Origin of the sequence: Mesorhizobium abyssinicae (genome assembly GCF_049887195.1) — a bacterium.
GTDB lineage: Bacteria > Pseudomonadota > Alphaproteobacteria > Rhizobiales > Rhizobiaceae > Mesorhizobium > Mesorhizobium abyssinicae.
Genome location: NZ_JARAKC010000003.1, coordinates 112474 through 136070, shown reverse-complemented (window position 1 = coordinate 136070; position 23597 = coordinate 112474). Strand labels below are relative to the sequence as shown.

General features: G+C 65.0%; 21 protein-coding genes. 19 read left to right on the top strand and 2 right to left on the bottom strand.

Annotated elements, in window-relative coordinates; genetic code table 11:
• Positions 1–66 precede the first annotated feature (66 nt).
• From miaB to trmB, 9 genes are all read left to right on the top strand, one after another.
• Positions 67–1473 (top strand): tRNA (N6-isopentenyl adenosine(37)-C2)-methylthiotransferase MiaB, encoded by a 1407-nt coding sequence (gene miaB, locus PU724_RS08730; RefSeq protein WP_135860437.1) that lies wholly within the window; start codon positions 67–69, stop codon positions 1471–1473.
• Positions 1474–1609: 136 nt separating this feature from the next.
• Positions 1610–2602: a PhoH family protein gene (locus PU724_RS08725; protein WP_370451603.1), complete on the top strand. Its 993-nt coding sequence runs from the start codon at positions 1610–1612 to the stop codon at positions 2600–2602.
• Between the two features lie 12 nt (positions 2603–2614).
• Positions 2615–3112, top strand: coding sequence for an rRNA maturation RNase YbeY (gene ybeY / locus PU724_RS08720; protein ID WP_135857621.1), 498 nt, complete (start codon positions 2615–2617; stop codon positions 3110–3112).
• A 27-nt stretch (positions 3113–3139) separates the two neighbouring features.
• Positions 3140–4213, top strand: coding sequence for a hemolysin family protein (locus PU724_RS08715; protein WP_127282753.1), 1074 nt, complete (start codon positions 3140–3142; stop codon positions 4211–4213).
• Between the two features lie 10 nt (positions 4214–4223).
• Complete coding sequence (locus PU724_RS08710; RefSeq protein ID WP_135857618.1) at positions 4224–4694, top strand: VOC family protein; 471 nt, start codon at positions 4224–4226, stop codon at positions 4692–4694.
• A gap of 85 nt (positions 4695–4779) precedes the next feature.
• Entirely contained in the window at positions 4780–6372 is a 1593-nt protein-coding gene (lnt, locus tag PU724_RS08705) for an apolipoprotein N-acyltransferase (protein WP_354420212.1), read from the top strand.
• Positions 6373–6511: 139 nt separating this feature from the next.
• Positions 6512–6931 carry a helix-turn-helix domain-containing protein gene (locus tag PU724_RS08700; protein ID WP_127282756.1) on the top strand — a complete coding sequence of 140 codons (420 nt, stop codon included), beginning with the start codon at positions 6512–6514 and terminating at the stop codon, positions 6929–6931.
• A 172-nt stretch (positions 6932–7103) separates the two neighbouring features.
• Positions 7104–8369, top strand: coding sequence for a methionine adenosyltransferase (gene metK, locus PU724_RS08695; protein ID WP_127390845.1), 1266 nt, complete (start codon positions 7104–7106; stop codon positions 8367–8369).
• Between the two features lie 20 nt (positions 8370–8389).
• Entirely contained in the window at positions 8390–9091 is a 702-nt protein-coding gene (trmB, locus tag PU724_RS08690) for a tRNA (guanine(46)-N(7))-methyltransferase TrmB (protein ID WP_354420211.1), read from the top strand.
• A 54-nt stretch (positions 9092–9145) separates the two neighbouring features.
• Here the strand turns inward: trmB and PU724_RS08685 are convergent, their stop codons facing one another.
• Positions 9146–9310 (bottom strand): hypothetical protein, encoded by a 165-nt coding sequence (locus tag PU724_RS08685; RefSeq protein WP_354420210.1) that lies wholly within the window; start codon positions 9308–9310, stop codon positions 9146–9148.
• Between the two features lie 330 nt (positions 9311–9640).
• On the opposite strand from PU724_RS08685, the gene rimP reads away from it, so the two are divergent.
• From rimP to PU724_RS08635, 10 genes are all read left to right on the top strand, one after another.
• Positions 9641–10273, top strand: coding sequence for a ribosome maturation factor RimP (rimP, locus tag PU724_RS08680; protein ID WP_127282760.1), 633 nt, complete (start codon positions 9641–9643; stop codon positions 10271–10273).
• 48 nt (positions 10274–10321) lie between these two features.
• Complete coding sequence (gene nusA, locus PU724_RS08675) at positions 10322–11917, top strand: transcription termination factor NusA (protein WP_127282761.1); 1596 nt, start codon at positions 10322–10324, stop codon at positions 11915–11917.
• 38 nt (positions 11918–11955) lie between these two features.
• Positions 11956–12606, top strand: coding sequence for an RNA-binding protein (locus PU724_RS08670; RefSeq protein ID WP_127390842.1), 651 nt, complete (start codon positions 11956–11958; stop codon positions 12604–12606).
• Positions 12603–15176 (top strand): translation initiation factor IF-2, encoded by a 2574-nt coding sequence (gene infB / locus PU724_RS08665; RefSeq protein WP_127282763.1) that lies wholly within the window; start codon positions 12603–12605, stop codon positions 15174–15176. Before PU724_RS08670 ends, infB begins: the two co-directional genes overlap by 4 nt.
• Positions 15177–15289: 113 nt before the next feature.
• Positions 15290–15718 carry a 30S ribosome-binding factor RbfA gene (gene rbfA / locus PU724_RS08660; protein WP_127390841.1) on the top strand — a complete coding sequence of 143 codons (429 nt, stop codon included), beginning with the start codon at positions 15290–15292 and terminating at the stop codon, positions 15716–15718.
• Positions 15718–16683: a tRNA pseudouridine(55) synthase TruB gene (gene truB, locus PU724_RS08655; RefSeq protein ID WP_127282765.1), complete on the top strand. Its 966-nt coding sequence runs from the start codon at positions 15718–15720 to the stop codon at positions 16681–16683. Before rbfA ends, truB begins: the two co-directional genes overlap by 1 nt.
• Positions 16684–16726: 43 nt before the next feature.
• Positions 16727–17821, top strand: coding sequence for a magnesium/cobalt transporter CorA (gene corA / locus PU724_RS08650; protein ID WP_354420209.1), 1095 nt, complete (start codon positions 16727–16729; stop codon positions 17819–17821).
• Between the two features lie 88 nt (positions 17822–17909).
• On the top strand, positions 17910–18284 hold the full coding sequence (gene rpsO, locus PU724_RS08645) for a 30S ribosomal protein S15 (RefSeq protein WP_281035917.1): 375 nt from the start codon (positions 17910–17912) through the stop codon (positions 18282–18284).
• Positions 18285–18699: 415 nt separating this feature from the next.
• Positions 18700–20850, top strand: coding sequence for a polyribonucleotide nucleotidyltransferase (gene pnp, locus PU724_RS08640; RefSeq protein ID WP_127282767.1), 2151 nt, complete (start codon positions 18700–18702; stop codon positions 20848–20850).
• An 85-nt stretch (positions 20851–20935) separates the two neighbouring features.
• Entirely contained in the window at positions 20936–21949 is a 1014-nt protein-coding gene (locus tag PU724_RS08635; protein ID WP_354420208.1) for a class I SAM-dependent methyltransferase, read from the top strand.
• An 8-nt stretch (positions 21950–21957) separates the two neighbouring features.
• On the opposite strand, the gene PU724_RS08630 is transcribed toward PU724_RS08635, so the two are convergent.
• Positions 21958–23508, bottom strand: a complete 1551-nt coding sequence (locus tag PU724_RS08630; protein WP_354420207.1) for a putative bifunctional diguanylate cyclase/phosphodiesterase — start codon at positions 23506–23508, stop codon at positions 21958–21960.
• Positions 23509–23597 lie beyond the last annotated feature (89 nt).

Sequence of the window (23597 nt, the reverse complement as noted above, 5' to 3'; positions counted from 1 at the left end):
CGGGGCACGCCGCCAGGGCGCAGAATCGTCTGTTTTTTGTCGCTGAAAGGCGTTAGAAGCCGCCCGATGGACCTGAACACAACAGAACGCAACGATATCGGCATCGCTGCCGACAGCCTGGCTGCCCCTCCGGCGGCGAAGAAAGTCTTCGTCAAGACCTATGGCTGCCAGATGAACGTCTACGACTCGCAGCGCATGACCGATGCGCTGGCGGCCGACGGCTATGTCGCGACCGATATGGTCGATGATGCCGACCTGGTGCTGCTCAACACCTGCCATATCCGGGAAAAGGCGGCGGAAAAGGTCTATTCCGAGCTTGGCCGCATCCGCGACATGAAGGCCGAACGGGCCGGCACCGGCCGCGAGCTGCTGATCGGCGTCGCCGGCTGCGTCGCGCAGGCCGAAGGCGCCGAGATCATCCGCCGCGCGCCGGCCGTCGACCTGGTCATCGGCCCGCAGACCTATCACCGGCTTCCCGACGTGCTGGCAAGGGTGCGGGGCGGCGAGAAGATCGTCGAGACCAACTACGCCGTCGAGGACAAGTTCGAGCATCTGCCGCAGCCGAAGCGCGCCGAGGTCGCCAGGCGTGGCGTCACCGCCTTTCTCACCGTCCAGGAAGGCTGCGACAAGTTCTGCACCTTCTGCGTCGTGCCGTATACGCGCGGCTCCGAAGTCTCGCGGCCGGTGGCGCAGATCGTTGCCGAGGCCGAACGCCTGGCCGAGGCCGGCGTGCGCGAGGTGACGCTGCTCGGCCAGAACGTCAATGCCTGGCACGGCGAGGGCGAAAACGGTGAGGAATGGGGGCTGGGCCGCCTGCTGTTCAGGCTGGCCGAGATCCCTGGCCTGGCGCGGCTGCGCTACACCACCAGCCACCCTCGCGACATGGATGACGAATTGATCGCCGCCCATCGCGACCTGCCGGCGCTGATGCCCTATCTGCATCTGCCGGTGCAGTCGGGCTCCGACCGCATCCTGAAGGCGATGAACCGCAGGCATACGGCGCGCGACTATCTGGCGCTGATCGATCGCATTCGCGCCGCGCGCGGCGATATCGCCATGTCCGGCGATTTCATCGTCGGCTTCCCCGGCGAGACGGAAGCCGATTTCGAGGCGACCATGCAGCTGGTGCGCGAGGTCCACTATGCCTCGGCCTTCTCGTTCAAATATTCGCCGCGTCCGGGCACGCCTGGCGCCGAAATGCCCGATCACGTGCCGGAAGCCGTCAAGGACGATCGCCTGCAGCGCCTGCAGGCCCTGCTCCTGAAGCAGCAGCAGGATTTCGGCGCCAGCCTCGTCGGCAGGACCATCGGCACGCTGATCGAGAAGCCGGGCCGCCAGGCTGGCCAGAAGGTCGGCCGTTCGCCCTGGCTGCAGCCCGTTATTGTTGATGAAAAGGCCGGTGAAATCGGTGACATTATCGAGGTACGAATCACAAGGACGGGCTACAATAGCCTGTTCGCCGAGTTGGCCTGATGCATGTCGCTAGATTGTGCCCGCGGTTTTGGGACAACGACATGCATAGCCACAAGCCTCGGCAGATGAGGAGAGACGGTTGAGCGCTGCTGAACTGAAGAACCTGCCCCCGAACCAGGCATCCGGGGCTTCCGACATGGCGCACATCGTTCTGACCTTCGACAACAACAAGCTTGCCAGCGCCCTGTATGGCCAGTTCGACGAGAACCTGGCGCGGCTCGAGCAGAAGCTCGGCGTCGACATCCGCTCGCGCGGCAACCAGCTAACGATCAAGGGCTCGGCCTCGGCCGCCGAGCAGGCGCGCCGCGCGCTGGACAACCTCTACGGCATCCTCCAGAAGGGCGTCGACATCGGCCAGTCCGACGTCGACGGCGCCGTGCGCATGGCGATCGCCGCCGACGACCAGCTGACGCTGCCGACGCTGGAGCGCAAGGGCAAGATGTCCGCCGCCCAGATAGCGACGCGCAAGAAGACCATCTACGCCCGCTCGCTCAACCAGGACGCCTATATGCGGGCGCTGGAGCGCTCCGAGCTCGTTTTCGGCATCGGCCCGGCCGGCACCGGCAAGACCTATCTGGCGGTGGCGCATGCCGCGATGCTGCTCGAACGCGGCATGGTCGAGCGCATCGTGCTGTCGCGGCCGGCGGTCGAGGCCGGCGAGCGGCTGGGCTTCCTGCCCGGCGACATGAAGGAGAAGGTCGATCCATATCTGCGGCCGCTCTACGACGCGCTTTACGACATGATGCCGGCCGACAAGGTCGAGCGGGCGATCGCGGCCGAAGTGATCGAGATCGCTCCGCTGGCCTTCATGCGCGGCCGCACGCTGGCGCACGCCGCCGTCATCCTCGACGAGGCGCAGAACACGACGCCGATGCAGATGAAGATGTTCCTCACCCGTCTCGGCGAGAATTCGCGCATGATCGTCACCGGCGACCCGACCCAGATCGACCTGCCGCCGAACACCAAGTCCGGGCTTGTCGAGGCGCTGCGCATCCTCGACGGCGTCACTGGCATGGTGACGGTGCGCTTCAACGAGGGCGACGTCGTCAGGCATCCGCTGGTCGCCGAGATCGTCAAGGCCTATGACCGCGACGGCAAGCTGGCCAGGGGCCTGGGCGCGGAAAGCTGACGAAAAAGCCGCATGGCTGAAGACAGGAAACCAGGCGGCGGCCTGCCCGTCGACATCGATATTTCGATTGAGGCCGGCGATTGGCCCGACGAGGCGGGGCTGACGCGCCTGGTCGATCGCGCCGTGGCTGCCGCCTTTGCCGAAACCGGCGTCGACGGCGCTTCCGAGCTCAGCATCGTGTTTTCCGACGACGCCCACATCCGCACGCTGAACGCCGGCTGGCGCGGCAAGGACAAGCCGACCAACGTCTTGTCTTTCCCGGCTTTTCCGTTCCCGAAGGGCGGTCCGCTGCCGCCGATGCTGGGCGATATCGTGCTCGCCGCCGAGACGGTCGCGCGGGAAGCGGCACTGGAAGACAAGCCGCTGGCGAACCATATCACCCATCTCGTCATCCATGGCCTGCTGCATCTTCTGGGCCACGATCACGAGACCGACGCCGAGGCCGAGGAGATGGAAGCGATCGAGCGCGCGGCGCTCGCAAGGCTTGCCATTCCCGATCCCTACGCGTAACTAAAAAGACCAATTGACCGGACGACGATGAACGACAAACCAGAGACTGCCGCCCGCCCCGACGCCGGCAGTGCGGCCAAGCCTTCCGAAAAGACGGAAGAGGGCTCGAGTCCGAGTACCACGACCGGCAGCATCGCCAGCGAGCCATCGCCTGCCGGTCCTTCCCTGTTCGATCGCGTGCTCGGCCTGTTCAGGCAGCGCAACGGCACCAGCCTGCGCGAGGAGATCGCCGGCGCGCTTGCCGAAACGGCGAGCGATGCCGGCGCCTTCTCCCCCGGCGAGCGCGCCATGCTCAACAACATCCTGCGGCTGCGTGAAGTCCGCGTCGAGGACGTCATGGTGCCGCGCGCCGACATCGAGGCGGTGGAGATCACGACGACGCTCGGCGATCTGCTCGGTCTGTTCGAGCAGTCCGGTCATTCCCGCATGCCGGTCTACTCCGAGACGCTCGACGATCCGCGCGGCATGGTCCACATCCGCGACGTGCTCGCCCACATCACCAAGGTTGCCCGCGTCAAGAAGGGTCGCACCAGCCGCAAGACGCCGGCCGCGGCGCTTCTCGACCTCGCCCAGGTCGATCTCGCCCGCACCATCGGCGACCTCAACCTGATCCGCCCGGTGCTGTTCGTGCCGCCCTCCATGCTTGCCTCCGACCTGATGGGCCGCATGCAGACGACGCGCACCCAGATGGCCTTGGTCATCGACGAATATGGCGGCACCGACGGCCTCGCCTCGCTGGAAGACATCGTCGAGATGGTGGTCGGCGACATCGAGGACGAGCATGACGACGATGAGCCGATGATCACCCAGTCCGGCGAGGGCAACTTCATCGTCGACGGCAAGGCCGAGATCGACGAGGTCGCCAAGATGATCGGCGAGGATTTCACCGCCGGTGAGCATGGCGAATATGTCGACACCATCGGCGGCATGATCTTCAACACGCTCGGCCGCGTGCCGGCCCGCGGCGAGGTGGTGCAGGCCATACCCGGCTTCGAGTTCCATGTCCTCGACGCCGATCCGCGCCGCGTCAAGCGCGTGCGCATCGTGCAGGTCCAGAAGGGCGAGCGCCGCCGCCGCGCCGCCCGCACCGAGCAGGCCTGAAACCCGCCTGATGACGGTCGAGGATCCGTTCAAGCATGCCGTCCTTGGGTCCGGCATATTCTATAAGGACCCGCGTGCGGCTTTGACCTGGCTTGAAGCGGCCTTCGGTTTCGAGCCGAGCATGGTCGTCAGCGATGCCGAGGGCCGCCTCGTCCATTCCGAAATGCGCTTCGGCGACGGTTACATCGTCGTCGATTCAGAGTGGGCCGACCATGTCGCCAGCCCCGCTTCCGTCGGTGGCCGCAACACCCAGTCTGTCTATATCCGGCTGAAGGACGGGCTCGACGCCCATTGCGAGCAGGCGCGGCTGGCCGGGGCCGAGATCATCCAGGAACCGACCGACCAGTTCTATGGCGAACGGCAATACCGCGCCCGCGACCCCGAAGGCCATGTCTGGACCTTCACGCAGACCTTGCGCGCGGTCCCGCGCGAGGAAGCCGAGCGGCTGAGCGGCCACAGCATCGAGGGCTGGCACCGGTAACATCAGATTGCGCTTATCGATGTTTGGAGCGCGGACCGCGGCCTGATAAATCTTTTGCCGTGATTCGCGCGACTCGGAAGCCTCAATGCAGCGCCTGGCCGGCCGGATAATTCTGCTCTGGGGGTGGCGACGGGCGCTGGTGGCGTTTCTCGCCGGAGCGCTGGCGGTCCTCGCCCAGGCGCCCTATGATTTCTTCGCCGTCTGCTTCATCTCGTTCCCGCTGCTGGTCTGGCTGCTCGACGGCGCCACCGGCGAGGCTTCCGACGGTTGGCTGAGGCGGCTGAAGCCGGCCTTCGCCATCGGCTGGTGGTTCGGCTTCGGCTATTTTCTCGCCGGCCTGTGGTGGATCGGCCAGGCGCTGCTTGTCGAGGCCGACAGCTTCGCCTGGGCCTTGCCTTTCGCGGTGGTCGGCATCCCCTTCGGGCTCGCCTTCTTCTACGGTTTCGCCACGGTCGTGGCGCGGCTGTTGTGGAGCAACGGCATCGGCCGCATCGCGGCACTGGCCTTCGGCTTCGGCCTGGCGGAATGGCTGCGCGATTTCCTGTTCACCGGCTTCCCCTGGAACGCCGTCGGCTATGCGGCGATGCCGGTTCCCCTGCTGATGCAGAGTGTGTCCGTGACCGGCATGATCGGCATGAACGCGCTCGCCGTCTTCGTCTTTTCGCTGCCCGCGCTGGTCGCTGCGCGGCGCCAGCTTCGCCTGGGCTTCGCGCTGCTCGGCATCCTCGTCGCCGCCCATGTCGGCTTCGGCTATGTCAGGCTTGCCGCTCCGCTCGAGCCGGCGACCCGTTCGGTCGATGTCCGCATCGTCCAGCCGGACGTCGACCTCAGCGAAAAATGGGACGCTTCGGTTCGCGACCGCATCTTCGCCACCTTGCTCGGCCTGTCGGGCAAGGCGCCGGAACCCGGCCATGCCAGGCCGCAGCTGATCCTGTGGCCGGAGACCTCGGTGCCGTTCCTGTTCACCGAGCGCCCGGACGCGCTGACGGCGCTGGGCGACATGCTCGGCGAAGGCCAGATGCTGATCGCCGGCGTCGTCCGCGAGGAGGGCGGCTCGGCGGCAGGCGCCGGCAGCCGCTATTACAATTCCGTGGTGGCGATCAACGACAAGGGCGAGATCGCCGACGCCGTCGACAAGATCCATCTGGTGCCGTTCGGCGAATATCTGCCTTTCGCCGACGTTTTCGACCGCTTCGGGGTCGAGCAGCTGGTCGCCGGCCCGATGAATTTCGCGCCCGGCAACGAGCGCCATCCGATCGCATTGCCGGATGGCGTCCGCGCGCTCCCCTTCATTTGCTACGAGGTCATCTTCCCCGACCTTGTGGCAGTTGACGCTACGTCATCTCAGCTTATTGTGAACGTCACGAACGATGCGTGGTTCGGTGATACGCCGGGCCCATACCAGCACTTCAGGCAGGCCCAGATTCGCGCGGTGGAGAATGGATTGCCTTTGTTGCGTGCGGCTAACAATGGCATTTCCGCCATTGTCGATCCGCGCGGCCGTATTGTCGACGCGCTCGCCGTCAATGCGCGCGGCGCAATCGATGCGCATGTGCCGATTTCTGGGCGCGCCCTCATTTCCGCCCGCCAGCGGCGAATTAACGGATTGATGATCATGTTCCTGTTCGCGCTGGGAGCACTCCTATCGAATGTAAGGCTACGGCTACGGGTGAATTGACAGCCGACACATTAGAAACTCATACTGTAAGCGCCTGAAATTTCTCGAAGTCGGTTGGAGGTTCTGTTGGGGCAGTTGGCTCCGGCTTCGTTTGGGCAAGAAAAAATAGAAAAAGCCGGAAAAATTCGGCGAGGAGAAAATGACAGAAGAAAATAAGAAAAAACCGAATCCGATCGACATCCATGTCGGAAGTCGCATCAGGCTTCGGCGCAATATGCTTGGAATGAGCCAGGAGAAGCTGGGTGAGAATCTCGGCATCACGTTTCAACAGATCCAGAAGTACGAGAAAGGCACGAACCGGGTCGGCGCCAGCCGTTTGCAGGCCATAGCGTCCATCCTCAGCGTGCCCGTAGCCTTCTTTTTCGAGGATGCCCCGGGTCAGGAGGCCGTGGGCAACCGAGGATTCGCCGAAGACCCGTCGATGGCATTCGCCGTCGAGTTCTGCGGCAGTCCGGAAGGGCTTCAGCTCAACCGCGCCTTCGTCAAGATTGCCGACGTCAAGGTGCGTCGCAGGATCATTGATCTGGTGAAATCGCTTTCTACCGACGACGCCGACTGATCCAGGGGACTTGTGCCACCGGCGGCGCCCCGCTGGTGGTGGCACAAGACAAACTGTGCTCACATTCATGCCCGGAACCGCGGCAGCGCTTGACGAGCGGCGCCCGGCACCGCTAACACGTGGCGCGCCAAAAATCGGCAACCTGCCGATCTTTCTTCAAGAGGGGACACCCGTGACGCGGCTGAACTACTTCTTCACCTCGGAATCCGTTGCCGAGGGCCATCCCGACAAGGTTTGCGACCGTATCTCCGACGAAATCGTCGATCTGGTCTATCGCGAGGCCAAGAAGACCGGCATGGACCCGTGGAAAGTCCGCGTCGCCTGCGAGACCCTGGCGACGACCAACCGCGTCGTCATCGCCGGCGAGGTCCGGGTTCCAGAGACGCTGCTGAAGAAAGACAAGGCCGGCAACATCCTCAAGGACGCCGCCGGTCATCCGGTCGTCAATCCGGCAAAGTTCAAGTCGGTTGCCCGCAAGGCGATCCGCGAGATCGGCTACGAGCAGGCCGGCTTCCACTGGAAGACGGCGAAGATCGATGTTCTGCTGCACGGCCAGTCGCCCGACATCGGCCAGGGCGTCGACAGCGCCGCCGACCGCCAGGGCGAGGAAGGTGCCGGCGACCAGGGCATCATGTTCGGCTACGCCTGCCGCGAGACGCCGGACCTGATGCCGGCGCCGATCTACTACAGCCACAAGATACTCGAACTCCTGGCCGCCGCGCGCCATGAAGGCGACGGCGATGCCGGCAAGCTCGGGCCGGACGCCAAGAGCCAGGTCACCGTGCGCTATGTCGACGGCAAGGCCGCGGAAGCGACGCAGATCGTGCTGTCGACCCAGCATCTCGATGCGACCTGGGATTCCAAGAAGGTCCGCAAGGTCGTCGAGCCCTATATCCGCGAGGCCCTGGGCGATCTCAAGATCGCCGAGGACTGCAACTGGTACATCAATCCGACCGGCAAGTTCGTCATCGGCGGTCCGGATGGTGACGCCGGCCTCACCGGGCGCAAGATCATCGTCGACACCTATGGTGGCGCTGCGCCGCATGGCGGCGGCGCCTTCTCCGGCAAGGACACCACCAAGGTCGACCGCTCGGCAGCCTATGCGGCGCGCTACCTCGCCAAGAACGTCGTCGCCGCCAAGCTCGCCGACCGCTGCACCATCCAGCTGTCCTACGCCATCGGCGTCGCCCAGCCGCTGTCGGTCTATGTCGACCTGCACGGCACCGGCAAGGTCGACGAGGCGAGGCTGGAGGATGCGCTGCGCTCGGTCATGGACCTGTCGCCTTCCGGCATCCGCCGTCACCTCGACCTCAACCGGCCGATCTACGCGAAAACCTCGTCCTACGGCCATTTCGGCCGCAAGGCCGGCCGCGACGGTTCCTTCTCCTGGGAGAAGACCGATCTCGCCAAGGCGCTGAAGGACGCTGTCGCCGCCTGACGGCGACTGCAGACCTGTCCATGGATCCAAAAGACAGACCGAGCCGCGCGACCGAAGCTTTTTTCGGTCGCCGGCGCGGCAAGACCATCCGTCCGCAGCAGGCCGCGGCGCTGGAAAGCGGTTTTCAGACCTACAGGCTTGATCTGGCGGCCGCGCCGCCGGCCGAATTGCGGACGCTGTTTGACGCCGACGTTTCCGCCGTCCAGCTCGAGATCGGTTTCGGCGGCGGCGAGCACCTGCTGCATCGCGCGACGGCGGACCCGCAGACCGGCTTCATCGGCGTCGAGCCCTTCGTCAACGGCATGGCCAAGCTGATGATGGCGGTCCGGGAAAAGCCGCTGGCCAACCTCAGGGTTCATGACGACGACGCCACGCGGCTGCTCGACTGGCTGCCGCCGGCTTCACTCGACGGCATCGACCTGCTCTATCCCGATCCCTGGCCGAAGAAGAAGCACTGGAAGCGGCGCTTCGTCGGTCCGGTCAATCTCGACCGTTTCGCCCATGTGCTGAAGCCGGGCGGAAAATTCCGCTTCGCCTCCGACATCGACACTTATGTGAACTGGACACTTTTGCATTGCCGGGCGCACGGCGCCTTTGCATGGCAGGCGCAGGAAGCGGCCGACTGGCATCGGCCCTACGATGGCTGGCCGGGCACGCGCTATGAGGCCAAGGCGCTGCGTGAGGGCCGGCAGCCCGCCTATCTGACTTTCGTTAGGACATAGGCCCGGCGCGATACGGTTAGCCGCACCAGGCGGGCATCAGAACCGCCCGATCGTTTAGAAGCGGCCCATCCTGTCGAAGGCGGCCGGGTCCATGCCGAGCTTGCGCAGGTCGTTGGCGCGCGGCCTGCGTCCGGCTTCGACGGACCGCGACGCGGCAACGGCGCTGCCGAAGGTGGTGAAGATGTCGCCGATGGCGGAAAACAGCTTGCGGCTACCCATGATTTTCAACCTTTCGCGCGCCACCGCGCGCAATTTCTCTTGTTGTGCGATGCAACATAGATAGGCACGGCGCGCCTGGGATCACAGAGGCGTTGCCGCATGGACGCCATGCGCCCGGCGCAAGGCTGCTTGCGCCGGCCTCCATTGGCCGGGTGATCTGCAGCAAGAGCGCCGCGTTTGCCACGCTCCTCACGGCAGGCTTGAAACGCCGAGCGGGATCGTTTATATCAGCCTCAAATTCTTGGTCGGTATGACGAAGAGTGGGTCCACCCGGTCCCGCTCTTTTTTATTACCTGCCGGCCAGCCACGAAAAAGAGTGACAGGGACCTGATGAGCGCAGCGGCAATCGACGCCGACGACCGTATCATCCGCGAAAGCGGGATCGATGCGCGCATAGCGCTGATCGTGCAGCCGGTGCTGCGCGGCATCGGCTTCCGCCTGGTGCGGGTGCATCTGTCGGGCCAGAACGGGCTGACGCTGCAGATCATGGCCGAACGCGAGGACGGCACCATGACCGTCGAGGATTGCGAGGAAGTCAGCCGCGCCGTGTCGCCCGCACTCGATGTCGAAGATCCGATCGAAAAGGCGTATCATCTCGAAGTGTCTTCGCCCGGTATCGACCGGCCGCTGGTGCGCAAGTCGGATTTCACCACCTGGACCGGCCATCTGGTCAAGATGGAGACCTCGGTTCTGGTCGGCGACCGCAAGCGCTTCAAGGGCAAGATCGCCGAGAGCGACGATGATGGCGTGCTGATCGCCCGCGACAAGGCGGCCTATGGCGAGGAGCCGACGGTGCGCGTGCCATACGATGCGATCGCCGATGCCCGGCTGGTGCTGACCGACGATCTCATCCGCGACGCCCTGTCGAAGGACAACAGGGCGCGCAAGGAAGCCAAGAAGCGTCGCGGCGAAGCGGAAGACGCTGCCGCGGATACGGAAAACGAAACCGAACAGGACAATTGATTTGAGCCGCCCGGCGACAGGTCCGGCAACAGGCTCGGGAGAAAGACAATGGTTGTAAGCGCCAACAGACTGGAACTGCTGCAGATCGCCGACGCGGTCGCGCGTGAAAAGTCGATCGACAAGTCGATCGTCATCGCCGCCATGGCCGATGCGATCCAGAAGGCTGCGCGCTCGCGCTATGGCCAGGAGACCAACATCCGCGCCGACATCAACGCCAACACCGGCGAGATGAAGCTGCAGCGGCTGATGGAAGTGGTCGAGAAGGTCGAGGACTACGCCACGCAGATCGCCATTTCCTCGGCCCGCGAGCGCAACCCCGACGCCCAGCTCGGCGACTTCATCGCCGAACAGCTGCCGCCGATGGATTTCGGCCGCATCGCCGCCCAGTCGGCCAAGCAGGTCATCGTCCAGAAGGTGCGCGAGGCCGAGCGTGACCGCCAGTATGACGAATACAAGGACCGCATCGGCGAGATCGTCAACGGCACCGTCAAGCGCGTCGAATACGGCAACGTCATCGTCGATCTCGGCCGCGGCGAGGCGATCATCCGCCGCGACGAGCTGATTCCGCGCGAAAACTACAAATATGGCGACCGCGTCCGCGCCTATGTCTACGACGTGCGCCGCGAGCAGCGCGGCCCGCAGATCTTCCTGTCGCGCACCCATCCGCAGTTCATGGCCAAGCTCTTCACCATGGAAGTGCCGGAAATCTACGACGGCATCATCGAGATCAAGTCGGTGGCCCGCGATCCGGGCTCGCGCGCCAAGATCGCCGTCATCTCGCGCGATAGCTCGATCGATCCGGTCGGCGCCTGCGTCGGCATGCGCGGCAGCCGCGTCCAGGCGGTGGTCGGCGAATTGCAGGGCGAGAAGATCGACATCATTCCGTGGTCGCCGTCGGCCGCGTCCTTCATCGTCAACGCGCTGCAGCCGGCCGAGGTCGCCAAGGTGGTGCTCGACGAGGATGCCGAGCGCATCGAGGTCGTGGTGCCGGACGACCAGCTGTCGCTGGCCATCGGCCGTCGCGGCCAGAACGTCCGCCTTGCCTCGCAGCTCACTGGCTGGGACATCGACATCCTGACCGAGCAGGAAGAGAGCGAGCGCCGCCAGAAGGAATTCGTCGAGCGTTCGGCGCTGTTCATGGAAGCCCTCGACGTCGACGAGATGGTCGGCCAGGTGCTGGCCTCCGAGGGCTTCACCAGCGTCGAGGAAGTCGCCTATGTCGATGCCGGCGAAATCGCCTCCATCGATGGCTTCGACGAGGACACCGCTTCGGAGATCCAGACCCGCGCCCGCGAATATCTGGAGAAGATCGAGGCCGAGCATGACGACAAGCGCAAGGCGCTCGGCGTCGAGGACGAACTGCGCGAGATCCCCGGCATCACCACCGCCATGATGGTGACGCTCGGCGAGGACGGCGTGAAGACCATTGAGGATTTCGCCGGCTATGCCGCGGACGACCTGACCGGCTGGAAGGAACGCAAGGACGGCGAGACCAAGGTCTATCCGGGTGTGCTCGCCAGCCACGGCGTGTCGCGCGCCGATGCCGAGCAGATGGTTCTGGCTGCCCGCCTCAAGGCCGGCTGGATCACCGAGGACGAGCTTGCCGCGCAGGAAGCGCCGGCTGACGAAGCCGTCGGTGCGTGAGGTGAAACCGCATCGCACAGAACCCGCCCCCGGACGAGATGAACGATCGCACCTGCATCGTCACCCGCAAGCAGGCCGAACCGGATGAACTGATCCGTTTCGTCGTCGGCCCGGATTCGGCCGTCGTCCCGGACCTCAAGAGAAATCTGCCCGGCCGCGGTTGCTGGGTCAGCGCCGAACGCCTACATGTCGACAAGGCAGCGGCGAAAAACCTGTTTGCCCGCGCCTTCAAGGCGCAGGTGAACGTTCCCGCCGATCTCGGCGGCATGGTCGACGGGCTGCTTTCCCGATCCGCGCTGGGTATGCTGGGCCTCGCCCGCAAGGCCGGCGCGGTCGTTCTCGGCGCTGCCAAGGTCGAGAACGCGGTGCGCGACGGTCAGGCTTTGCTGGTGCTTCATGCGACCGAAGCATCGGATGACGGCGTTCGCAAGATCAGCCAGGCGCGGCGGGCGACCGTTCATCTCGGCGGCCCAGCCATCCCTGCCTACAAACTTTTCCCCGAGGCCGAGTTGAGCTTGGCATTGGGGGGTACAAATGTGATACATGCTGCCGTCCTCGCGCAAGACGCGGGAAGGGCGGTTGAGAAGCGCATGGTTGCGCTCGACCGGTATCGGGGCGGTACCCCGGACGATCTGGCAATGCTTGCGGACGTTGCTGACGAAGATGATGCCGCAGAGGATATGGAATGAGCGATACGAAATCGGGCGACGACAAGACGTTGAGCGTTACGCCGAAGAAGACCTTGACGCTGAAGCGCCCCGGCATGGAACAGGGCACTGTGCGCCAGAACTTCTCGCACGGCCGCACCAAGGCGGTCGTCGTCGAGACCAAGAAGCGCAAGTTCTCGCTGCACGGCGACAAGCCGGAGCCGGCGGCCGCTCCCGTGTCCGTCTTCGCGCCGAAGCCCGCCGCCGCGGCGGCGCCCGCTGTCCAGGAAGCGCCGAAGGCGCCACCGCCGCCGCCTCCAGCCGAGCGTGGCGGCATGGTGCTCAACGAATTGTCGCGCGGCGAGATGGAAGCCCGCCGCAGGGCGCTCGAAGGCTCCAAGGCGCGCGAGATCGAAGATCGCCAGCGCGCCCAGGAAGATGCCAAGCGCCGCGCCGATGACGAGGAACGTCGCCGTCGCGAGCGTGAGGAGTCCGCGCGCCGCCAGGCCGAGGAAGAAGCGCGGCTGCAGACCGAGGCCGAATCCCGGCGCCGCGCCGAGGAAGAGGCGCGCCGCCGCGCCCCGCAGGCCGCCGAGCTGGCGACGCCGGACGATGAGGAAGAGGTCAAGCCGAAGCGCACCAGTGGCGCAGGCGCCCCCGTGCGCCGCCTGGTTACGCCCGAAGTGGCGCGTCCAGCCAAGCCGACCAAGGGCGAGGAAGATCGCCGCCGCGGCAAGCTGACGCTGAATTCGGCGCTCTCCGACGAGGATGCGCGCGCTCGCTCGCTGTCGTCGATGCGCCGCCGTCAAGAGAAGTTCAAGCGCGCGATGCATAACGAGCCGCGCGAGAAGGTCATGCGCGAAGTGATCCTGCCCGAAACCATCACCATCCAGGAACTGGCGCAGCGCATGTCCGAGCGCGCCGTCGACGTGGTCAAGTTCTTCATGAAGCAGGGCCAGATCATGAAGCCGGGCGACGTCATCGACGCCGACACCGCCGAACTGGTGGCCACTGAATTCGGCCACACGGTGCGCCGCGTCGCCGAGTCCGACATCGAGGAAGGCCTGTTCAACATCGCCGACCGTGCCGAAGACCTGGTGGCGCGTCCGCCTGTGGTCACGATCATGGGCCATGTCGACCACGGCAAGACCTCGTTGCTCGACGCCATCCGCAACGCCAATGTCGTCTCCGGCGAAGCCGGCGGCATCACCCAGCACATCGGCGCCTACCAGGTCGAGAAGAACGGTCAGAAGATCACCTTCATCGACACGCCCGGCCACGCCGCCTTCACGGCGATGCGCGCCCGCGGCGCCCAGGCGACCGACATCGCCGTGCTGGTGGTTGCGGCCGACGACAGCGTGATGCCGCAGACGATCGAATCGATCAGCCATGCCAAGGCGGCCGGCGTGCCGATCATCGTGGCCATCAACAAGATCGACAAGCGTGACGCCGACCCGCAAAAGGTGCGCTCCGAACTGCTGCGCCATGAGGTCTTCGTCGAATCCATGGGCGGCGAGGTGCTGGACGTCGAAGTGTCGGCGACCAAGGGCACCAATCTCGACAAGCTGCTCGAAGCGATCCTGCTGCAGGCCGAAATCCTGGACCTGAAAGCGAATCCGGACCGCACCGCCGAGGGCGTCGTCATCGAGGCGCAGCTCGACAAGGGCCGCGGCCCCGTCGCCACCGTGCTGGTGCAGACCGGCACGCTGATGCCGGGCGACATCCTCGTCGCCGGCAACGAGTGGGGCCGGGTGCGCGCGCTGGTCAACGATCGCGGCGAGCACGTCAAGGAAGCGCCGCCGGCGATGCCGGTGGAGGTGCTTGGCCTGCAGGGCACCCCGCAGGCCGGCGATCGCTTCGCCGTCGTCAACAACGAGGCCCGCGCCCGCGAGATCACCGAATACCGTCAGCGCCTGGCGCGCGAGAAGGCGGTGGCCAAGCATGCCGGCCAGCGCGGCTCGCTGGAGCAGATGATGTCGCAGCTGCAGACGAGCGGGCTGAAGGAGTTCCCGCTGGTCATCAAGGGCGACGTGCAGGGCTCGATCGAGGCGATCAGCGCCGCGCTCGAGAAGCTCGGCAACGACGAAGTGCGCGCGCGCATCGTACATGCCGGAGCCGGCGGCATCACCGAAAGCGACGTGTCGCTGGCGGAGACCTCCGGTGCCGCGATCATCGGCTTCAATGTCCGCGCCAATACGCAGGCACGTGCTGCCGCCGCGGCCGCCGGCATCGAGATCCGCTACTACTCGATCATCTACAATCTCGTCGATGACGTGAAGGCGGCTCTCTCCGGCATGCTCTCGCCGGAGCGTCGCGAGACCTTCATCGGCAATGCCGAGATCCTCGAGATCTTCGACATCACCAAGGTCGGCAAGATCGCCGGCTGCCGTGTCACCGAAGGCAAGGTCGAACGCGGCGCCGGCGTGCGCCTGATCCGCGACAACGTCGTCATCCACGAAGGCACGCTGAAGACACTGAAGCGCTTCAAGGACGAGGTTTCGGAAGTGCCGGGCGGCCAGGAGTGCGGCATGGCCTTCCAGAACTACGAGGACATGCGCGTCGGCGACGTCATCGAGTGCTTCCGCATCGAGATGGTAACCCGCACGCTCTGAGTTCGAGCATCGCATCGAGAAGTCCGGGCGGTGGTCGCAAGGCCGCCGCCCACACCACATGAGACATGCGGCGCGGTCCCATCCCGCGCATCACGATTTCAGGACCGAGGAAAATGTCCCGTTCAACCACGTCAGGCCCGTCCCAGCGCATGCTGCGTGTCGGTGAGCAGGTGCGCCACGCGCTGTCCGAAACCTTGCAGCGCGGCGAGATTATCGATCCGCTGGTCGAGAACAGCGTGATCTCGGTTTCCGAGGTCCGCATGTCGCCCGATCTGAAGATCGCCACCGCTTTCGTCTCGCCGCTCGGCGCCAGCGACGACAATGCAGTGGTCGAAGCGCTTAACAAGCATGCGAAATTCATCCGCGGCCGTGTCTCGGGCGCGCTGAGGCAGATGAAGTACATGCCGGAGTTTCGCTTCCGGCTGGACACGTCCTTCGACAATTTCGCCCGCATCAACGATTTGCTGAAGTCGCCGGAAGTGGCGCGGGATCTCAGCCACGACGACGACAAAGACAAAGACGACAAGAAGGACAGCGAATAGTGGGCCGTCGCGGCAAGAAGAAGGGCAGGCCGGTTTCCGGCTGGGTGGTTCTGGACAAGCCGGTCGGCATGGGTTCGACCGAGGCCGTCTCCAAGATCAAATGGCTGTTCCAGGCCGAGAAGGCCGGCCATGCCGGCACGCTCGACCCGCTGGCGTCGGGAATGCTGCCGATCGCGCTCGGCGAAGCGACCAAGACCGTGCCCTACGTGCAGGACGGCGCCAAGGTCTATCGCTTTACCGTCGCCTGGGGCGAGGAGCGCTCGACCGATGATCTCGAGGGCCCGGTGACCAACAGCTCGGAGCGCCGTCCGGCCGAGGCCGAGGTGAAGGCGCTGTTGCCGAAATACACCGGCGTCATCATGCAGACGCCGCCGCAGTTCTCCGCCATCAAGATCGCCGGCGAGCGCGCCTATGACCTCGCCCGCGAGGGCGAGACGGTCGACATCCCCGCGCGCGAGATCGAGATCGGCCGCCTCGACATCGTCGAACACGACGCCGGCCGCACCGTTTTCGAGGTCGAATGCGGCAAAGGCACCTATGTGCGTTCGCTCGCCCGCGACATGGGCCGCGACCTCGGCTGCTTCGGCCATATCGCGGAGCTGCGCCGTGTCGAGGTCGAGCCGTTCACGCCGGAGGACTTCGTCACCGTCGCCGAACTCGAAGCCGCCCGTTTCGGCGAACGCGGCGAGGTGGCGGGCGATGACGACGCATCCGACGCGCCGGTCGACTTCGATGCCATCGACGCGCTGCTGGTCGACACCGCGGCAGCGCTCGAGTGCCTGCCGCAGGTCACCGTCAGCGACGACGCGGCGACCAGGATCCGGCTCGGCAATCCGGTCATCATCCGCGGCCGCGACGCTCCGGTCGAGGCCGAGGAAGCCTGCGCCACGGTGCGCGGCAGGCTGGTCGCCATCGGCGCCATCGAGCAGGGCATGTTCAAGCCCAAGCGGGTCTTTGCCGGATGACGGCGCTCGGCTAGTTTCGGTTCGGCATTGGGGGCAGGGGGATATGGCGAAAGCTGAGACGGCAACGAAGCGCGGGCCAATGAAGACCCGCCGGCCACCGGTCGGCGCCTCGCCGGGCACACTGATTGCCGATCCGGCGGCACGGCGCAGCGAGCTCCGGCTAACGCTGATCTCGCCCGACAAATTCGAGACCATCGAGAACGCCAGCATCGATGATCTCAATGCCCATTGCGACCAGTGGCCCGTCGTCTGGCTGGATTGCACCGGCCTCGCCAACATCCCGCTGATCGAGGAGATCGGCCGCATCTTCAGCCTGCATCCGCTGGCGCTCGAAGATGTCGTCAACACTGGCCAGCGGCCGAAGGTGGACTTCTTCGAGGACCATGCCTTTGTCGTCATGCGCATGATCGACGATGTCACGGCCCATCGCTACGAGCAGATCGCGGTCTTCTTCGGCAGCACCTTCGTCGTCACCTTCCAGGAGCGCGAGGGCGATCCGTTCAATCCGGTTCGCAAGCGGATCGCCAGCTCGGTACCGAACCGGCTGCGCGCGCGCGGCGCCGACTATCTCGCCTATGCGTTGATCGACGCCATCGTCGACAGCTATTTCCCGCCGATCGAGGCCGCCAGCGAACTGGTCGACGGCATCGAGGACGAGATGCTGCGCGCGCCGCACAAGCAGCAGATGCGGCAACTGCACGAGTTGCGGCGCGACGCCAATGTGCTGAAGGGTGTGCTTTGGCCGATGCGCGATGCGCTGGCGACGCTGATCCGCAACGACGTGCCCTACGTGAAGGCCGAGACCAAGGTCTTCTTCAACGACACGCTCGATCATTCGCTGCGCCTGATCGAATTGGTCGAAACCCAGCGCGACATGCTGACCGGGCTGATCGAGATGCACTTGTCGCTGAGCCAGGCGCGCACCAACGACGTCATCTCCTATCTGACCATCGTCTCGGTGATCTTCATGCCGCTGACCTTCCTAGTCGGCGTCTGGGGCATGAACTTCGACCCCGATACCTCGCCATGGAACATGCCGGAGCTGAAGGCCTATTACGGCTACCCCACGGCGCTGCTGTTCATGGCCCTCGTTGCCGCCGGGCTGATTGCTTTCTTCAAGTGGAAGAAGTGGTTGTAGTCGAACGCAAATCTTCAGTTTTCAGGGAAAAGGCCTGCGACAAGCCGGCTTGTGATTTGGGCTGGCGTTTTCCGGGGAATTGCCCTATATGCGCCGCAGCTTCGCGCCGTGTCGCGTTGCCTGCACCGGCCCCTGCTGGACGACATCCCGGCTGAGGGCGACCCGTTTCCTCAAACAGATAAGGAAAAACACGATGTCGATTACTGCCGAGCGCAAAAAGGAATTGATGGGTGAATTCGCAACCGCCAAGGGCGATACCGGGTCTCCGGAAGTCCAGGTGGCCATCCTTTCCGAGCGCATCAAGAACCTGACCGACCACTTCAAGGACCACAAGAAGGATAACCATTCCCGCCGTGGTCTGCTCGCTCTCGTCTCCCAGCGCCGCAGCCTGCTTGATTATCTCAAGCGCAAGGACGACGCGCGCTATCAGACGCTGATCGAGAAGCTCGGTCTGCGCCGTTGACGAATTGACCGGCGGGCTTTCCTCGGGAGAGCCCGCCGGTCGCGCATTTGGTGCATCGGATCGCTCCAGTGCACCAGTGACAGGATGAAGCGCCGCGCATCGATCGGATACGCAAACGAACGCTTCGCGAAGTTGGCATTTGCGCAGGGCCGTTCCGGGAGCCGCGGCTTTCAGGTCATGCGCAAGGCCGGTCGGATCGATCGGCCAGACCCGGTTTCGAGCCAGCAAAGGGCTGCTTGGAACCGCCCATGGACGGTCATGGGGCAGGATTGCAGGATGCTCGTGCGGCCAGCGTGCCGGGATTGATGCGAGCGTCCCGTTGTCTTGCCCGTGGCTGCCCGAGAAAAGAAGCCAGGGGAAAGGGCATCCGCGCACGACAAGCCGCGCGACCCTTTCCGCATATGAAGGACAAGACATGTTCAATCACCACAAAGTGGAAATCGAGTGGGGCGGCCGTCCGCTCGTTCTGGAAACCGGCAAGATCGCGCGCCAGGCTGACGGCGCGGTGCTCGCCACCTACGGCGAGACCAAGGTCCTCGCCACGGTCGTTTCGATGAAGGAGCCGAAGCCCGGCCTCGATTTCTTTCCGCTGACCGTCAATTACCAGGAAAAGACCTACGCCGCCGGCAAGATCCCGGGCGGCTATTTCAAGCGCGAGGGACGTCCGAGCGAGAAGGAAACGCTGGTTTCCCGCCTGATCGACCGCCCGATCCGCCCGCTCTTCGCCGATGGCTACAAGAACGACACCCAGATCGTCGTCACCGTCGTCCAGCACGACCTCGAGAACGATCCGGACATCCTGTCGATCGTTGCCACCTCGGCCGCGCTGACGCTGTCCGGTGTCCCCTTCATGGGCCCGATCGGTGGCGCCCGCGTCGGCTACATCAACGGCGAGTACGTGCTTAACCCGCATATCGACGAGATGCAGGAATCCAAGCTCGACCTCGTCGTCGCCGGCACCACCGATGCCGTGCTGATGGTCGAATCCGAGGCCAAGGAACTCTCCGAAGAGCTGATGCTCGGCGCCGTCATGTTCGGCCACAAGGGCTTCCAGCCGGTGATCGAAGCCATCATCAAGCTGGCCGAGGTCGCTGCCAAGGATCCGCGCGACTTCACCGCCCCGGACTATTCCGCGCTCGAAGGCGAGATGCTGAAGATCGTCGGCGACGAGCTTCGCGATGCCTACAAGATCACCGACAAGCAGGCCCGCTATGCCGCCGTCGACGCCGTCAAGGCGAAGGTCAAGGCGGCGTTCGCGCCGGCCGAAGGCGAGGAAGCCAGGTACACGTCCGAGCAGATCGGCTCCGTGTTCAAGGAACTCCAGGCCAAGGTCGTGCGCTGGAACATCCTCGACACCGGCTCGCGCATCGATGGCCGCGACCTGAAGACGGTCCGCAAGATCGTCTCCGAAGTCGGCGTCCTGCCGCGCACCCACGGTTCGGCGCTGTTCACCCGCGGCGAGACCCAGGCGCTGGTCGTCGCCACGCTCGGCACCGGCGAGGATGAGCAGTATGTCGACTCGCTGACCGGCATGTACAAGGAGAAGTTCCTCCTCCACTACAACTTCCCGCCCTACTCGGTCGGCGAGACCGGCCGCATGGGCTCGCCGGGCCGCCGCGAGATCGGCCACGGCAAGCTTGCCTGGCGCGCCATCCGGCCGATGCTGCCCTCCGCCGACCAGTTCCCCTACACGCTGCGCGTCGTCTCGGAGATCACCGAGTCCAACGGTTCGTCCTCGATGGCGACCGTCTGCGGCACCTCGCTGGCGCTGATGGATGCCGGCGTGCCGCTGGCCAAGCCGGTTGCCGGCATCGCCATGGGCCTGATCAAGGAAGGCGAGCGCTTCGCGGTGCTCTCCGACATCCTGGGTGACGAAGATCATCTCGGCGACATGGACTTCAAGGTCGCCGGCACAGCCAATGGCATCACCTCGCTGCAGATGGACATCAAGATCGAGGGCATCACCGAGGAGATCATGCAGATCGCGCTGGACCAGGCCAAGGATGGCCGCCAGCATATCCTCGGCGAGATGGCGCATGCTCTGACCGGCGCTCGCCCCGAACTCGGCGAGTTCGCGCCGCGCATCGAGGTCATGCACATCCCGACCGACAAGATCCGCGATGTCATCGGTTCCGGCGGCAAGGTCATCCGCGAGATCGTCGAGAAGACCGGCGCCAAGATCAACATCGAGGACGACGGCACGATCAAGATCGCTTCGGCCAACGCCAAGGAGATCGAGGCGGCGAAGAAGTGGATCCACACCATCGTTGCCGAGCCGGAAGTCGGGGAGATCTATGAAGGCACGGTCGTCAAGACCGCCGACTTCGGCGCCTTCGTCAACTTCTTCGGTCCCCGCGACGGCCTCGTCCACATTTCGCAGCTGGCCAACGAGCGCGTCGCCAAGACCTCAGACGTCGTCAAGGAAGGCGACAAGGTCTGGGTCAAGCTGATGGGCTTCGACGAGCGCGGTAAGGTCCGCCTGTCGATGAAGGTCGTCGACCAGGCCACCGGCAAGGAAATCGTGCGCGAGAAGAAGGCCGAAGGCGGCGAGGAAGACGCTGCCTGATCGGGCTGACCAGATAGTTGAGACGGGCGCGGCTTATGTCGCGCCCGTTTTCGTTTAGGGGGCGTGTTTCCCGCGGGGCAAGGAAATGTCGGCAGAGCCGCTGAAGACGCTGTTCCATCCGTATGAGGCTGAGGCCCTCGACTTGCCGAAAGAGGGCGAGCGCGTGCTTTTCCTCGGCGCCGAACCCGGTTTCCGTCTGCCCGGGGGCTTCGCAGCCGCGCTCCATCTCGTGCAGGGTTTTCGCCCGCATTTTCGCGCGCTGCAGGCAGCGGGTTTTCACGTCACGCCGCGAGCGGACGGCGCCGGCTTCGATGCCGCGCTCGTGCTCGCCGGCCGTCACCGCGGCCAGAACGAGCTGCGGGTCGCCGAAGCGATCGAACGCGTGGCGTCGGGTGGGCTGATCCTGGTCGCGGGCGGCAAGGAGGATGGCATCGCTAGCCTGCGCAAGCGTGTCGACGAGCTTGTGCCGCTCGACGGCCATTTGCCGAAGCATCACGGCGTCGCCTTCTGGTTCCGCCGGCCCGCGGACGTCGGCGCGGCGGCCGTGCTGCGGTCGGCCAATCCGGCGGTTGTCGTAGAAGGCCGCTTCCATACGGCCCCGGGCATGTTCTCCTTCGATCGGCTCGATGCCGGCTCGAAACTGCTGGTGGATAGCCTGCCGGGCGACATCAGGGGCGCCGTTGCCGATTTCTGCGCCGGCTGGGGCTATGTGGCGGCCGAGGCGGCGTCGCGCTTCCCGGGGCTCACCGGGCTCGATCTTTTCGAGGCGGATTTCGAGGCGCTGGAGGCGGCGAAGGCCAATGTGGCCAGCACGTCGGTCGAGCCGCGTTTCTTCTGGACCGATCTGCTCGGCGAGCCGGTCGAGCGGCGCTACGACGCCATCCTCATGAACCCGCCGTTTCATCGCGGTCGGGCGGCTGAGCCGGAGATCGGCGCCGGCATGATCCGGGCGGCGGCGAAGGCGATGAAACCGGGCGGACGCTTGTTCATGGTGGCGAACCGCCAGTTGCCTTACGAAGCGGTGCTGGCGGCGGCCTTCTCAAGCCATGCCGAGATCGCCCGCGACGGCATGTTCAAGGTGCTGTCGGGGCGCCGATAACGGACGCCTTAATGTACGCTGACGATGCGCGCCTCGCGCTTTTCGACGAAGCGCGCTTCGCCCATCCCGACCTTGAGCGGCGCCGGCCGGCCGAACAGGTAGCCTTGCACCACCTCGCAGCCGGCGGCCCTGAGCAGCGTCGCCTGGTTTTCGGTCTCGACGCCTTCGGCGATGATGCCGACGCCGAGCGCGCGCGACAGCCCGACGATGGTCGAGACCACCGCGCCCGAGTTGGAATCGGTGTCGATGCGGCTGACGAAGGAACGGTCGATCTTGAGCTTGCCGAACGAGAAATCGATAAGGTAGCTGAGATTGGAATAGCCGGTGCCGAAATCGTCGACGGCCACCGAGATGCCCATCTCGGCAAGCTGCTGCAGGATGACGGCCGCGCGGTCGCGGTCCTGCATCATTGCGGTTTCGGTGACTTCCAGCTCGAGCCGTGACGGCTTGATGCCGGTGGCGACCATCGTTTCGCGCACCAGGCCGACGAAATCCTTGGTCATGAACTGCACCGGCGAGATGTTGACGGCGACGAAGCAGTCCTCGGGCAGGTACTGGGCGTCGCTGCAGGCCTTGCGCAGCACCCATTCGCCGATCGGGTTGATCATGCCAGTCTCTTCGGCGATCGGGATGAACTCGATCGGCGGGATCATGCCGCGTTCCGGGTGCTTCCAGCGGATAAGCGCCTCGTAGCCGATGATGCGGCCGCTCGGAAGGTCGAGCTGCGGCTGGTAGTGGAGGTCGAAATCGCCGCGCTCGAACGCGGTATGCAGTTCGGATTCGATCCATTGCCGATAGTCGGCGACCCGGCCCATGTCGCTATGGAAGACCGACCAGTTGCCGACGCCGCCGGCGCGCGCATTCTGCAGCGCCAGATTGGAACGGCGCAGCACCAGGACGGGGTCGACGCCGTCCTTGGGCATCGCCACGATGCCGACCGACAGGCTGACCGACTGCTGATGTGAATTGAGCTGATAGGGCTCCATCATCTCGTCGATGAGCTTCTCGATCGTCTGCTCGACCGAGCCCTTCAGCTCGCGGTCCGCCAGCAGCACCGCGAACTCGCCGGCGCCGATGCGCCCAAGCACCGCGCCCTCCGGCATGCGGTCCTTGAGCCGTTCGGCGAAGGCGCGGATCAACTCGTCGCCATAGCTGTAGCCGATGGCGTCGTTGATGTGCTTGAAGCGGTCGATGTCGATGTCGATCAGGAACACCGGCTCGCCGGTGCGGATCGTCGCCGATGCCGCCTCGGCGATCTTGCCGACCATCGCCGGACGCGCCAGCAGGCCCGTCAGCTTGTCGAAATTGGTCTCGTTGAAGACATACTGCTCCGATTCATCGACACCGGCGAAGAAGGAGAGAGCGGCACCCGCCGCCGCCAGCGCGCAAAGCGCAGCGATGATGCCGGCCATAGTTTCCGCCGGCATGCCGGCAAGACCGTCGCCGAAACCGAATTTCAGCCCCCAGATGCCGAGGATAAAGCTGCCCATGCCCGAGCTTGCTATGGTGAGCAGCCGGAACAACGGTGTTCGCTTCGGGTTGCTGGCAGCAGCAGACATGCAGAGTCCCTAAGTTGCGGGACGTTCTAGCGGAAATCTCCTTAAAATGAGTTTCCGCCAATGCATCCAATTTTACCGGAAGCCGAGTA

Coding starts and splice junctions, on each gene's coding strand:
- infB (WP_127282763.1), top strand. CDS start 12,603: ATGAGCGATACGAAATCGGGCGACGACAAGACGTTGAGCGTTACGCCG.
- rpsO (WP_281035917.1), top strand. CDS start 17,910: ATGCGCCGCAGCTTCGCGCCGTGTCGCGTTGCCTGCACCGGCCCCTGC.
- PU724_RS08630 (WP_354420207.1), bottom strand. CDS start 23,508: ATGTCTGCTGCTGCCAGCAACCCGAAGCGAACACCGTTGTTCCGGCTG.
- PU724_RS08725 (WP_370451603.1), top strand. CDS start 1,610: ATGGCGCACATCGTTCTGACCTTCGACAACAACAAGCTTGCCAGCGCC.
- PU724_RS08710 (WP_135857618.1), top strand. CDS start 4,224: ATGACGGTCGAGGATCCGTTCAAGCATGCCGTCCTTGGGTCCGGCATA.
- PU724_RS08700 (WP_127282756.1), top strand. CDS start 6,512: ATGACAGAAGAAAATAAGAAAAAACCGAATCCGATCGACATCCATGTC.
- corA (WP_354420209.1), top strand. CDS start 16,727: ATGGCGAAAGCTGAGACGGCAACGAAGCGCGGGCCAATGAAGACCCGC.
- pnp (WP_127282767.1), top strand. CDS start 18,700: ATGTTCAATCACCACAAAGTGGAAATCGAGTGGGGCGGCCGTCCGCTC.
- nusA (WP_127282761.1), top strand. CDS start 10,322: ATGGTTGTAAGCGCCAACAGACTGGAACTGCTGCAGATCGCCGACGCG.
- PU724_RS08635 (WP_354420208.1), top strand. CDS start 20,936: ATGTCGGCAGAGCCGCTGAAGACGCTGTTCCATCCGTATGAGGCTGAG.
- ybeY (WP_135857621.1), top strand. CDS start 2,615: ATGGCTGAAGACAGGAAACCAGGCGGCGGCCTGCCCGTCGACATCGAT.
- PU724_RS08715 (WP_127282753.1), top strand. CDS start 3,140: ATGAACGACAAACCAGAGACTGCCGCCCGCCCCGACGCCGGCAGTGCG.
- trmB (WP_354420211.1), top strand. CDS start 8,390: ATGGATCCAAAAGACAGACCGAGCCGCGCGACCGAAGCTTTTTTCGGT.
- rimP (WP_127282760.1), top strand. CDS start 9,641: ATGAGCGCAGCGGCAATCGACGCCGACGACCGTATCATCCGCGAAAGC.
- rbfA (WP_127390841.1), top strand. CDS start 15,290: ATGTCCCGTTCAACCACGTCAGGCCCGTCCCAGCGCATGCTGCGTGTC.
- lnt (WP_354420212.1), top strand. CDS start 4,780: ATGCAGCGCCTGGCCGGCCGGATAATTCTGCTCTGGGGGTGGCGACGG.
- PU724_RS08685 (WP_354420210.1), bottom strand. CDS start 9,310: ATGGGTAGCCGCAAGCTGTTTTCCGCCATCGGCGACATCTTCACCACC.
- miaB (WP_135860437.1), top strand. CDS start 67: ATGGACCTGAACACAACAGAACGCAACGATATCGGCATCGCTGCCGAC.
- PU724_RS08670 (WP_127390842.1), top strand. CDS start 11,956: ATGAACGATCGCACCTGCATCGTCACCCGCAAGCAGGCCGAACCGGAT.